Annotated in this window: 14 protein-coding genes; 13 read left to right on the forward strand and 1 reads right to left on the reverse strand. The window is 44.9% G+C overall.

Annotation, left to right across the window (positions count from 1 at the left end; translation table 11 throughout):
• Nucleotides 1-43: 43 nt before the first annotated feature.
• From WC473_03875 to WC473_03885, 3 genes are all read left to right on the forward strand, one after another.
• Nucleotides 44-709: a hypothetical protein gene (locus tag WC473_03875; protein ID MFA5124928.1), complete on the forward strand. Its 666-nt coding sequence runs from the start codon at nucleotides 44-46 to the stop codon at nucleotides 707-709.
• Nucleotides 710-806: 97 nt separating this feature from the next.
• Nucleotides 807-1553 carry an SGNH/GDSL hydrolase family protein gene (locus WC473_03880; protein MFA5124929.1) on the forward strand — a complete coding sequence of 249 codons (747 nt, stop codon included), beginning with the start codon at nucleotides 807-809 and terminating at the stop codon, nucleotides 1551-1553.
• A complete protein-coding gene (locus WC473_03885) occupies nucleotides 1537-2748 on the forward strand; it encodes an acyltransferase (protein ID MFA5124930.1) in 1212 nt (403 codons plus the stop codon). The genes WC473_03880 and WC473_03885 overlap by 17 nt, the downstream gene beginning before the upstream one ends.
• Nucleotides 2749-2786: 38 nt before the next feature.
• Here WC473_03885 and WC473_03890 read toward each other — a convergent pair whose 3' ends face one another.
• Nucleotides 2787-2981 (reverse strand): hypothetical protein, encoded by a 195-nt coding sequence (locus WC473_03890; GenBank protein MFA5124931.1) that lies wholly within the window; start codon nucleotides 2979-2981, stop codon nucleotides 2787-2789.
• A 96-nt stretch (nucleotides 2982-3077) separates the two neighbouring features.
• On the opposite strand from WC473_03890, the gene WC473_03895 reads away from it, so the two are divergent.
• From WC473_03895 to uvrA, 10 genes are all read left to right on the forward strand, one after another.
• Nucleotides 3078-3944: a thioredoxin domain-containing protein gene (locus WC473_03895; GenBank protein ID MFA5124932.1), complete on the forward strand. Its 867-nt coding sequence runs from the start codon at nucleotides 3078-3080 to the stop codon at nucleotides 3942-3944.
• 2 nt (nucleotides 3945-3946) lie between these two features.
• The gene (locus tag WC473_03900; GenBank protein MFA5124933.1) at nucleotides 3947-4489 is read left to right on the forward strand and encodes a pyruvate ferredoxin oxidoreductase subunit gamma; all 543 of its coding nucleotides are present in this window, start codon (nucleotides 3947-3949) and stop codon (nucleotides 4487-4489) included.
• Nucleotide 4490: 1 nt separating this feature from the next.
• The gene (locus tag WC473_03905) at nucleotides 4491-4766 is read left to right on the forward strand and encodes a 4Fe-4S binding protein (protein ID MFA5124934.1); all 276 of its coding nucleotides are present in this window, start codon (nucleotides 4491-4493) and stop codon (nucleotides 4764-4766) included.
• 1 nt (nucleotide 4767) lies between these two features.
• Nucleotides 4768-5904: a transketolase C-terminal domain-containing protein gene (locus WC473_03910; GenBank protein MFA5124935.1), complete on the forward strand. Its 1137-nt coding sequence runs from the start codon at nucleotides 4768-4770 to the stop codon at nucleotides 5902-5904.
• Nucleotides 5905-5908: 4 nt separating this feature from the next.
• Nucleotides 5909-6802, forward strand: a complete 894-nt coding sequence (locus WC473_03915) for a thiamine pyrophosphate-dependent enzyme (protein MFA5124936.1) — start codon at nucleotides 5909-5911, stop codon at nucleotides 6800-6802.
• An 83-nt stretch (nucleotides 6803-6885) separates the two neighbouring features.
• The gene (locus WC473_03920) at nucleotides 6886-7320 is read left to right on the forward strand and encodes a hypothetical protein (GenBank protein ID MFA5124937.1); all 435 of its coding nucleotides are present in this window, start codon (nucleotides 6886-6888) and stop codon (nucleotides 7318-7320) included.
• Nucleotides 7321-7515: 195 nt separating this feature from the next.
• The gene (locus tag WC473_03925) at nucleotides 7516-7953 is read left to right on the forward strand and encodes a hypothetical protein (protein ID MFA5124938.1); all 438 of its coding nucleotides are present in this window, start codon (nucleotides 7516-7518) and stop codon (nucleotides 7951-7953) included.
• A complete protein-coding gene (locus WC473_03930) occupies nucleotides 7950-8207 on the forward strand; it encodes a hypothetical protein (GenBank protein ID MFA5124939.1) in 258 nt (85 codons plus the stop codon). Before WC473_03925 ends, WC473_03930 begins: the two co-directional genes overlap by 4 nt.
• Before the next feature lie 92 nt (nucleotides 8208-8299).
• On the forward strand, nucleotides 8300-9268 hold the full coding sequence (locus WC473_03935; protein MFA5124940.1) for a hypothetical protein: 969 nt from the start codon (nucleotides 8300-8302) through the stop codon (nucleotides 9266-9268).
• Nucleotides 9269-9423: 155 nt separating this feature from the next.
• Nucleotides 9424-12306, forward strand: coding sequence for an excinuclease ABC subunit UvrA (gene uvrA, locus WC473_03940; GenBank protein ID MFA5124941.1), 2883 nt, complete (start codon nucleotides 9424-9426; stop codon nucleotides 12304-12306).
• Nucleotides 12307-12358 lie beyond the last annotated feature (52 nt).

Genomic DNA, 12358 nt, shown 5'->3' on the forward strand with positions numbered 1-12358 from the left:
CAGAGGGTAACGGATAGTTTCTTGCAACAGAAGGAGACAGATTATGGCTATGAGTGTCAGGAAGCTGGTTGATTTGGTTGGCTTGAGGATGGCTTACAAGATTGCCGAGAAGCGCTTTGTTTCAATTGAAAGTTTTTTAAATAATTTGACTTTTGCCGATTTGGAGAGATATTTGGAACATTTTTCCGGTAATTTTGGCGATTTTGATTTGTTTACCGACCCACTTAAACATCGGCTAATGGAAACAGCCAGTTCTTTTTCCGATTGGCACAGGCTTTACCAGCATATTTATTCTGGTCGGGATTGGGAACGGGTCATCCTAGACTCGCTGATTGAAAAGGCTGACACTTTGGAAGAGCTGCTAATTGTTTCTGGTATCATGCTGAGTTGCGCTAATCACATTATAAATGATAAAGAGGGCGATCCCGACCTATCGGCAGTTGATCCTTATGCGTCTATTAGAAGAGACATATTAGTGAAGATAGGGCAGAAGACCCAGGAGATTATGGACGCTACCGACTGCTCTGGCGGTTGTTTCAATGTTGATCGGCCCACTCTTCGTTTTATTTTTACAGCACTGTCTTGTATTTATGATAATGCCAGATTGGAATTGACGTTGTCCTCTCGGCCTGATCCGCAGTTTATCTTGATGCGCGACAAGGCTTTGGAAAATCTGCGGATTTTAACTGCATTCGAGCGGTCTGCCTGATCTGATCAAGGCTTGTTCAACTACGTTGCCTCTAACGGCAACGTTTTTTATTACGCTAGTTTTTGTTTTTTTGCTTTCAATTTGCTAAGATAAAGCCATGACTAAATATTGTAGAGTAATTATTATTCTAGTGTGCGTGGCGCTTATCGGTCTATACCTTAATCGCGCTTATGCTTATATTTACTCCAAATTTGAATTAATTCATCCGCCGGAAGAAAAAAATTATATGACTGAGGAAAAGGGGCAAAGGATGACTTATGTGGCTATAGGCGATTCGCTGACGGCTGGCGTAGGAGCTACTTCCGCCGCCGCTTCTTTGCCCGGAGCTTTGGCGCAGAAAATTTCTGTCGCTTTGGGGGTGCAAGTCATTGTCAATAATTTGGGCGTGCCCGGAGCCACTAGTTTTGATATTCTGACCGGTCAAGTTATTGACGCTGGGCAGATGCAACCCCAGATGATTACTTTGTTCATCGGCACTAATGACATGCATAATTTTGTACCGCGGGAAAAATTCAAAAGCAATCTGGAGGCCGTAGTCAGATCATTGCAACAAACCACTCAGGCGCAGATCTATCTGATTAATTTGCCTTACTTAGGCGCTCGGGATTTGGTGCTACCGCCTTACAACTGGTATTTTGAGTTAGAACTTAAGGAATATAATGCTGTTATTGCCGAAGTGGCGCGAGAGTCCGGAGTGAAACTGATTGATTTGCATACTATTTCGGTCAAGCCGTTTTCCGCCGATCAGGGTGCTGTTTCCGGTGTGTATTCCCAAGACAGGTTCCACCCTTCGGATAAGGGTTACGCCCTGTGGGCTGATTTGATTTATGATGTTATTCAATAATTACATCAATTACATCGCCGGCCAGACCGCTATCTTTTTAGCGCTTTTAGGCACGGCGGTTTTTATTTCCGCGCGTCGCCGAGTTACTCCCGGACTCTTGCCCAAGGAGATATCCAATGAGTTGCGCGGTTTGGCGATTTTAGGCGTGATTTTTTCTCACCTGACTTACGGTAAGTTTTACGGCACTGATTTTTTATTTCCTTTAGGGATTTGGGGCGGCGTGGCCGTTAATTTGTTTTTCTTTTTGTCCGGCTACGGCTTAGCCGCATCGGCTATTTATCATCCTAAAACGATCGGGCAGTTTTATAAAAAACGGTTGTTAAAAATTTATTTGCCACTATGGCTGTCTTTGATTTCATTTTTGGCTTTGGACGCTTGGTTACTTAATCGTTTTTATCCGTCCTCAGAAGTTATTTTTTCTTTTGTTGGGTTTTTTCCGACCGCCAATCTTTGGTTTTCACTCAATTCGCCCCTCTGGTTTTTGACACCGTTAATTTTTTACTATTTATTATTCCCTTTGATTTTCCGGCCCAAGCATCCTTGGTTTTCTGCAGTGGCGATTACGGCCGTCAGCTTCCTGGCTTTTTGGCCGGGCTGGCCGGTATCAGGGCAAGTTTTAAAATTCTATCAGACGCATTCGCTGGCCTTTCCTCTGGGCGTTTTATTTGCTTTACTTTTGGTTTCTCCTCAAGCGGTTTGTCGGTTATGCCTTCGTCGTGACCGGTGCCGGTCTCGAGCGGTGGCGGAAAAGATTAAGTTTTGGTTTAGTAAAATGAGCCAGAGAAAGTGGCCGGCTGAATTTTTAATGCGCCTTAGATTCCAGTCTGATTATTGGCGTTGGTTTTTGGTTATTATTTTGGCTATAGCTGCCATTTATACCGCTTATTATTCCGGCGTCGGTCAAGGAATTTGGCATGAGCAACTAATTGCTTTGTTTACTATGCTGTGTCTGGTGCTGGCCTTTATTCTTAAAAAGACAAAATTTGTCCTGTTAGAGCTTTTTGGTGTTTATTCTTTTGAAGTTTATCTATTGCATTGGCCGATTATCGGCCGTTACAGCAACTGGCTGGAATCCTGGCCGCCGGCGTTACTGGCTTTTATTTGGCTGACTGGCTTGCTGTTCTTGGGTTGGCTGTTCAGTTACTTAGTCAGGTTACGTTTAAATAAAATTCTTAATAAAAAATCCTCTTGTTAACTCAAGAGGATTTTAAAATCATGGCTTGTAATCCGACGCTATTCTGTTCTATCGTAAATAGTTTTCCTTTTCTTTTGGCCGACACCGGATAACCGTTGGTGTAAGTCGCGTTCCCATCGGGGTGTTTCTACTTGGCCGACTTGATCTGATGGCGGAGTGGCTTCATAAAACTCCTCGCCGTTTTTATCAGTGTAAATGTGGCGTCCTCTGTCGCAGTTTTCGGGATTTAGCATATTTTTGTCGTTATTTGTATGAATTATAACTCTTGAGCCGAAAAAATCAAGCAGTGGCAATTCTGAGTAAAAATTGTTATAATCAAGATAACAATTATGGATTATCCGTCGATTGACAACCGCCAGCGTAATTGGTGGAAAATGATATTGCTTGGTGTGGCTGTTTTGGTGGTTTTAGGTTTTTTTGCTTTGGTGGCGGTAGAGGTGGCATCACGGGAACAGAAAATGCGCGAGATATTAGATTTTGCCGGACAAGCTGAGAGTGGCCAGATTTTGGTTGGTAATCCGCTCTTAGAGCAATTATTGAACCAAATACCTAACGGTGTCACGACTCAATCAACCGTGACTGAAGCACTGTTTCTTAACATCGTCAGTTCTACTATAAACAACTCAACTGTAGCCGCGTCTACCAGTATTAGTTCTGCTACCATGAAAGATCCGGCTCGACAAAAAGCAGAGAAGACAGATCGTCCATACTTGGGTAATATTAATGCCCAATTAGTCATTGTGGAGTTCGCCGATTTCCAGTGCTCGGTTTGCCAAGAGGAGTTTTCTGTTATTCGCACCATTGCCAATAAGTATGAAAAGGATATTTTGTTTATTTTCCGTAATTACCCGGTCAAGGGTGATGACTCTATGGTTTTGGCGCAGGCCGGTTATTGCGCTCAAGAGCAGGACAAGTTCTGGCCGTTTCACGATCGTTTGTTCCTGCAACAAGGAAACTTCAATAATGAGGAAGAGTTTAATGCCATTATCAAATCCGCCGGTCTTAATCTGACGAAATTCAATAATTGCCTGAAGTCATTGAAATATCAGCCAAAGGTAACCGAGGATATTGCTGATGCTTTGGATTTGGGCGCTCGTGGCACCCCCACTTTTTATGTTAACGGCAAGAAGTTAGAGGGCGCTGTGCCCTTGGTTACCTGGGAAGAGTTGATTAAATTATATAAAGGAATCAAATGACTATGATAGAAGTAAGAATACACGGCCGTGGCGGCCAGGGCTCGGTAACTTTGGCGGAACTTTTGGCGGAAGCCGCCTTTTATTCCGGCCAAGAGGCGCAGGCCTTTCCCAGTTTTGGCGTGGAGCGGCGCGGGGCGCCGGTAATGGCTTTTGTGCGTCTGGATAATAAGCCGATTCGTTTGCGCAGTCAGGTTTACGCTCCTGATTATGCCATTGTCCAAGACGCTTCATTGCTTAACGATGAGAAACTGCTGGCTGACTTGAAGTCCGGAGCGGTAGTTTTGGTCAACACCAAAGAAGCGGAGTTGACGGCTAAATTGCCTCGCGGGATAAGAGTCAAATCGTTAGCCGCAACCGATATCGCCAAGGAAGTTTTAGGCCGGCCGATAATCAATACGATTATGCTTGGCGCCTTCGCCGGACTTATCGGCACCATTAAGATGACGGCGGTAGAGCAGGCGATCAAAAATCGTTTCAGCGGAGAGTTGGCGGACAAGAATATTCTCGCTGCCAAGAAGGGTTATGAAATAATCAGCAATAATTAGTATGAAGATAAAAATAACAGCCAAGCCCGGTACTACCAGTCAAGTCAAAACAGGCAATTGGCGAGAGAGCCATTATCCGGAGATTGATCACGAAAAGTGCATAGGTTGTTCGTTATGCGAACAAGTTTGTCCGGAAGGTATTTGTTTTAAAACGGGCGAGAAGAATAAAGCCGGCAAGTTCTTTTATGAAAAGGACTTGGATTGGTGCAAGGGTTGCGGTATTTGCGCCGAAGTCTGCCCGGTTAAAGCCATAACTATGAGGGAAGAAGAGAAATAATATGAAAAAAATATTGGAAGGATCGCGAGCGATCGCGGAAACAATCAGGAATATCGGCGTAGGTGTAGTTTCGGCTTATCCGATTACGCCTCAAACGCATATCGTTGAGGATTTGGCCAAGCTTAAGGCTGATGGCGAGGCGGATTACGAATACGTCCGGTCGGAAAGCGAATTTGCCGCTTTATCCATACTTGTCGGCGCTTCGGCTGCCGGCGCGCGTACTTACACCGCCACCTCTTCGCAGGGCTTATTACTGATGACCGAAGTGATATTCAATGTTGCCGGTATGCGTTTGCCTATTGTTATGACTGACGCCAATCGTGCGATTTCGGCGCCGATTAATATTTGGAATGATCAGCAAGATGCGGTTACGATGCGCGATGCCGGCTGGATCATGTTCTATGGCGAAGATATGCAAGAAACGGTGGATTTGCATGTGTTGGCTTACAAGGTGGCCGAACAAGCGCTTATTCCGGTTATGGTTAATTTGGACGGCTTTGTTCTAACCCACGTAGTTGAACCGGTGGAAGTTCCGGAAAGCAAACAGATCAAAAAGTATCTGCCGAATTTCAAGGCGTCAGAAAGATTAGATGTAAAGAATCCTTTAACTTTCGGCGCTTTCGCCACCCCGGCTCATTATATGGAAATTCGTCAGGAATTGCATGCTGACTTGGCGGTCAGTAAAAAGTTAATCGCCAAAGAGATGGTAGAGTTTACAAAGGTTTTTGGTCGCCGTCTTTCTTTGGTTGATTACTACGGCGATAAGAACGCCGATACTGTAGTGGTGACCATGGGTTCAGTCTTGGGGACGGTAAAAGAGGCGACGGATGAACTGAAAAAATCCGGCAAAAAAATTGGCGTGGTGAAAGTCAGTATCCTGCGGCCCTTCCCGACTGAAGAATTATCTAAATTGATCGGTAAAAAGAAAAATATTTTAGTAATTGATAAGTCAGTGTCCTTGGGCGAAGAGGGAATATTGGCTGGAGAGATCCGCCGCAACTTTTATGGTCGAAGCCAGGCCAAAATTGTCGGCGCAATCATGGGGTTGGGAGGCCGCGATATTACCAAGGAAATGATTAAGCAGACAGTTAAGTTGGCAGGGAAAACTAAGAGTCAAACAATTTTTGTCGGAAAATAATTCTATGAAAAAATACAAAGCGCCCCTATCTCATATCCTTAATCCCGGGCACTCGGCTTGCGCCGGTTGCGGTATGATTATTGCCGCTCGGTTAGTGACTGATACGGCCGGACCCAATACTATTTTGACCAACGCTACCGGTTGCAGTGAGGTAACCACGACGCAATATCCCATGACCGCTTTTAAGGTACCGTGGATTCATTCATTATTTGAGAATCCCTCTTGTCTGGCTTCCGGTATTTATCATGCTCTAAAGCATGAAGGAAAAGATCAGGAAGTGAACGTTATTGCCTTGGGTGGCGATGGTGCCACTTTTGATATCGGTTTGGGCCATATTTCCGGCATGTGGGAACGGGGTGATAATGTTTTGTACGTCTGCTACGACAATGAAGCGTATGAGAATACCGGTTACCAGACATCAGGGTCTACGCCGCTTGATGCTAATACTACCACTGCGCCGGCCGGCAAAAAATCATTCGGCAATCCTACCAGAAAGAAGGATATGGTAGCCATCGCTTTGGCGCATCATGTGCCTTATGTAGCTACGGCTACCGTCGGTTATCCGGCTGATTTAGTTGCCAAAGTTAAGAAAGCGCTAAGTGTTAAGGGACCAAAATATTTACAATTGTACGTACCGTGTGTTCCGGGTTGGGGTATAAATCCTAAGGATACGATTAATGTCGCCAAGTTAGCCGTGCAAACCGGCTATTATCCGATCGTGGAATATGTTGACGGCGAGCTGACTAACAAAATGAAGATTACGCGGAAAAAGCCGGTGGAAGAATTCTTGAAGTTGCAGAAGCGCTTTAAGCATTTGTTTAAGCCGGGCGCGGAAGCCGAACTTAAAAAACTGCAAGATATTTGCGAGGAGAATATCAAGAGATTCGGATTGATGTAGATTATGATATTTCCTGTTCGTTTCTGGCCGGGTAATTTATTTAGGCAAGTTAAATATAAGTTATAAAGAAAGGGGGTGATAATATGTTAGCATTAGTTTTACAAGTTGCGGGAGCGATGCCTGACGCGGCGCAACTGCAAGAATTGCAACGCCAGGCTATGGAGGCGGCTCAAGCCGGTCAAATTCCGGCCGGAGCCGGAGCCATGATGGGTGGCGGACTGGGCGCCATGATGGGCGCTATGGCTATTTTCGGCGTTGTCTTCGTAATCGTCGGCATTGTTTTGGCTGTTTTGAGTCTGATTAATATCTATCACTGGGGCATGGCCGATAAAGCCGCTTTTATTGCGGTTAATGAAGACAAAAAGAAATGGTTTTATATTTTGGTTTTAGTTCCGATTGTTTGCAGTTTAGTCGCCATTATTCCTATTCTTGGTTGGATTGTATCATTTATTGGAGGTATTTATTGGGTGGTAATGACACTGGTGTATTTTTTCGGCTTACGTACCAAGATTAAGTAAATGTAAGTTAAATTTTAAAAAATCGTCTAACTTTCTAGTTGGGCGATTTTTTATTTAAATTTAGATAAATAATCAGTTATCTGGCGGAGTGGATAAAACTATTGACAAAATTATATAAATTTGCTATAATTATATATTAATTCGGGAATCAGCCCGAGTTGAATTCGGCTGTAATGGCTGAAGGAGAACCTTACAATGAGTAAGAATTGGAAAAATCTGGCTTTAGCGACCGGCATGGCCTGGTTCATTATCATCGTTATGATTGTGGGAGCCTCGTGCTCCCGGGATCCGGAACAAGCAGATAATCAGCCGTCGCCGATCATTGATCCCATTAAGGAAGCGATTACTGTTGGTAACCATTCTTGGATTCCGTTTAATTGGGATTATGAGTACACTACTCAGGGAATCAGTGTTTCTGAAGCTAGTAGGATATTGAATGTTATCGATAATTTTGAATCGGCGAGACCCTGGCTGGAAATGACCGCTTGGAAACTAGAAGTGACTTATAAGAGTTATTTTCATTGTCAGTGTATTTACGGCGTTTGGGTTGATCACCGACTTAGGCCGGGGTATGTTGAGGAATATCAAGCCGGCGGTTATCCGACGGGGCGATATATCAAACAGGAGGAATGATGATTGTTTGGGCGGCAATTAGGAAGGACGGTAAGATATTTACCGCCTGCCGTCACGGCAGGATTATCCAGAAATACGGTCGTTTTGCGCCACCTGGATTTTTTATTGGCGCGGAGCAGGGATTTGTGACTGAAGGTGGGGAGTTTGTTAACCGTCAGGAGGCAGCGAGAATCGCCTTTGAGTGCGGCCAAATCAAACAACCTAAAAAAAGATTGTTTTCCGAAGATGTCATACCTTACTGCCCCGATTGTTAGCATTCATCGTGTTATTACTGTCTGACAATGTGAGTCAGGCGGTTTTATCCATAATCAAGCCGGAATAATCCGGCAACCCAAGGAGATGAGACATGACGAATCAGGCTTCAGGAATTATTCCTGCAATTGGTGGAGCGGAGGTTGTGGTTTGCGCACAATTTGTAGTTGATGGGACACTCAATAATGTTCCCATGACTGGCGAAGTAACTCCATTGGAGGAGTGCCCGGATAATCCATGCCGAATGTTGCTGGATGTTACCACCTTCACTCCAGTCGAATTGACTTTCCGGCCTTGGACGGTGTTGTTGGCCGATGGCAAGGGTAACTTGGTTGAAAAACGGTCCGGCAATTGGGCTAAAGGTGATCGGGAAGTTACCGTCAATTTCAATCGGATAGTGCCGGTTAGCTGGTCGGATAAGCACGGGTGCTTCACGAGTAAATCGCAAGATAACAATCTGCATCTGGTTGGAATTGACTCGCTTGGCCGGGTTCAAATCTGGCAGGCGGCCATCGTCAGTCAGTATGGCGAATTTTTTGCCACTTTACAGAAAATTGGTGAGCATCAGGCTGTCTGGAACGGCGCCGGCGTTTATTTCCCGACTGTGGATTGGCCGCAACTGAATGACTGGTTGGCCGCTCAGTTCGTTGGTTGGCAGCAAAACGAAGACGGCATCTTGCCCGAGGAAGCACTGATGCTGAATCCGCCCCCGCCCCCGCCCTCTATCAGTTGTGTTGAGGTGGGAGAGGTAGTAAGTGACCATTCCGTGGTCTTGTTCTGGAATTTGTCTCGCGGTTTTGGCGCCATTGCAATGCCGGACGGCGAGGTGGCTCGTGTCCATTGGACACAGGTGCCGCTACGCGAGGATGGACTGGCTTATCTGAAGCGTGGGGAGTGGGTGAAGTATAATGAATTGGTTTCCGCTCAGCAGATCCAGGATACTCATGGCGAGGACCGTAAAACCAGCTTCCAATGGGAAGCGCGTGTCGTAACATTGCTTATGGAGGAGCCGAAAGAAAATATCCTTTTCCGCTATAAGTTTGCTACTGAGGCGCACGCCTGAACCACTGAATCGCATCGTTAAACCGCACATTTACCCCGCCGGGACTCGCAAGAGTTTCCGGCGGTTTTTTTGTCCGCATTTGTCATTTTCGGCTCCATCTTGACTGCTCTGGCAGTTTGTGATATGCTTTTTGTTGACATATCCTAAAATATTTTATGCCTAAATCATTCCCTTCCAATCGCAAACAGATCAGTGTCCGTGGCGCTCGAGTCAATAACTTGAAAAACATCTCCGTGGACATTCCCAAAGACCAATTAGTGGTTATTACCGGTTTGTCGGGATCAGGCAAATCGTCATTGGCTTTTGATACTGTTTATGCCGAAGGGCAAAGACGTTATGCCGAGTCCTTATCTTCTTATGCTAAACAGTTTTTAGATTTAATGGATAAGCCCGATGTTGATTCGATTGAGGGGCTGTCGCCGACTATTGCCATTGATCAGAAATCTTCCTCTATTAATCCTCGTTCTACTGTCGGTACAGTAACGGAGATTTACGATTATTTGCGTTTGCTTTACGCCAAGGTCGGCGTGGTGCATTGCCATAAGTGCGGCGAACCCTTAACCCGTCAAACCCCTGGCCAGATTTTGGAACGTTTATCCAAATTGCCGGAAGGCAATCGCATTTCCCTATTGTCGCCAGTGGTAATCAATAAGAAAGGTAATCATACCAAAATTATTGATAACCTTCTGCGCGTCAATCATGAAATTTTTCGTATTGACGGCAGTTTTTACCAAGCGCATGAAATCTCCGGCGGTAAGCTGTCTTTAGACAAGGATTTATCGCATACTATTGAGGTACAACTTGATAATTTGCCTATCACTAAAGAGATTAAAGCCCAGGATGATAAGGATGTATCATTCCAGCGCCTGAACAAGGCCTTGCTTTTGGCTTTGGATTTAAGTAACGGCTTTGTAAATATTATCGTTTCTTCCGCTCAGGCCTCCGGTGAAAATCAAGAGATTCCTTTTAATCTTTATTATTTTTGCGCTAAATGCCAATTGAGCATTCCTGAGGTAGAACCAAGATCTTTTTCTTTTAATTCGCCTTTTGGCGCTTGTCCGTCTTGCCGCGGCTTGGGGGTTAAGTTGAATCCTGATCGCGATTTGATCATACCCAACAAGCGTTTGACTTTAGCCGAAGGCGCCATTAAGCCCTGGTCGCGTAATTTTGCCAGCCAGAATTCCAATATGAAATTATTGGAGGCGGTCGCTGAAGCCCACGATTTTTCTTTGAATGTGCCGGTGGCAGAGTTGCCGGAAAAAATTGTTGATTTGATTTTTGGAGGCGACGGCCGGGAATATTCCATTGACGGCAAACCATTATTGTTTGACGGTGTCTTGAAATTTTTGGATGATAAATATAATGACACTAAATCGGAATACCTGCAGAAAACGCTGGAAGATTATATGCGCGTATCTACTTGTCCCACTTGTCATGGCACCAGGCTTCGGCCGGAAAGCCTAGCTGTTAAAGTGGAAGGCAAGAATATTTCCCAGGTGACTAATTTATCTTTGACTGATTTGGAAGAATTTTTTTCTGGTTTCACTAAGAGATGGGAGGATAGGCGCGAAGGCAAGATAGCCAAGCAATTGATTCGCGAGGCGTTGAAAAAATTGTCATTCCTAAAAAACGTCGGTTTGGAATATTTGACTTTATCGCGCGCCGCCAATACCTTGGCCGGCGGTGAAGCTCAGCGTATTCGTCTGGCCGTGCAAATCGGTTCCGGTTTGGAATCAGTGACTTACGTGCTGGATGAGCCGTCTATCGGCTTGCATCCGCGCAATACGGAAAAGTTGATCAATACTTTAAAGACCTTGCGTGATAAAGGTAATTCGGTGATTGTCGTAGAACATGATGAACAGATTATGGAGGCTTCCGATTGGCTGATTGACATCGGCCCGGGCGCTGGCGCTTTAGGTGGGGAAGTGGTGGCCGAAGGCACGATTAGTCAAGTGAAGAAAAATAAAAAATCATTAACCGGGCAGTATTTGGCTGGTGTCAGGCGTATTGAAGCCAAGAGCCAGTTGCGCGAAGGCAATGGCAAGTTTATTGAAATCATCGGCGCCAAAGAATTTAATTTGAAGAATATTACCGCTAAGATACCGCTGGGTAAATTAGTGGTGATTACCGGCGTATCCGGCAGCGGCAAATCAACTTTAATGAATGAGATTCTGGCTAAAGCCTTATCTAACAGATTTTATCGCACCAAAGATTTACCAGGTCAGCATAAAGAAATCAAAGGATTGGAGAATCTGGATAAAGTGATTGACATTAATCAGTCGCCTATCGGCCGGACGCCACGTTCCAATCCCGCGACTTATACCGGCGTGTTCACTTATATTCGCGATTTATTTTCTGAATTGCCTGAAGCTAAGATGCGCGGATTTAAACAGGGCCACTTTTCTTTTAATGTTAAAGGCGGAGGTCGCTGTGAGACTTGCGGCGGGGATGGCATGGTTAAGATTGAAATGCAATTTTTACCTGATGTCTATGTGGAGTGTGAGGAATGCCACGGCCAGCGCTACAATCATGACGCCTTGGAAATTTATTATAAAGGTAAGAATATTGCCGATGTTTTAGCTATGTCAGTGACCGAGGCTAAGAAATTTTTCTCCGGCCATGATCAGATTATTGATAAACTTGATATCCTTGATCAAGTCGGTTTGGGTTACCTCAAGTTGGGGCAGCCTGCCACCACTTTGTCCGGTGGTGAAGCGCAACGTGTTAAGTTGGCGACGGAATTATCCCGCCGTCCGACCGGTAAGACCCTGTATATCCTGGATGAGCCGACCACGGGTTTGCATTTTGAGGATATTAAACGCTTATTGCATGTTTTGAATCGTTTGGCCGACAAGGATAATTCAGTGCTGATCATTGAACATAATCTTGAGGTGATAAAGTCAGCTGATTGGGTAATTGATTTGGGTCCGGAAGGCGGGGAAAAAGGCGGTTATGTGGTAGCTAGTGGCACACCTTATGAGGTGGCGAAAGTCAAGGAGAGTTATACCGGCCAATACTTGAAAAAAATATTGAAATAATTCGATTATAAATCAGTTTTTAGTTTTAGGAACTTCGGGAAGATGAGTTATG

It is taken from the genome of Patescibacteria group bacterium, assembly GCA_041650895.1.
In the GTDB taxonomy this organism is placed as follows: Bacteria; Patescibacteriota; Patescibacteriia; order 2-01-FULL-39-33; family 2-01-FULL-39-33; genus CAISTG01.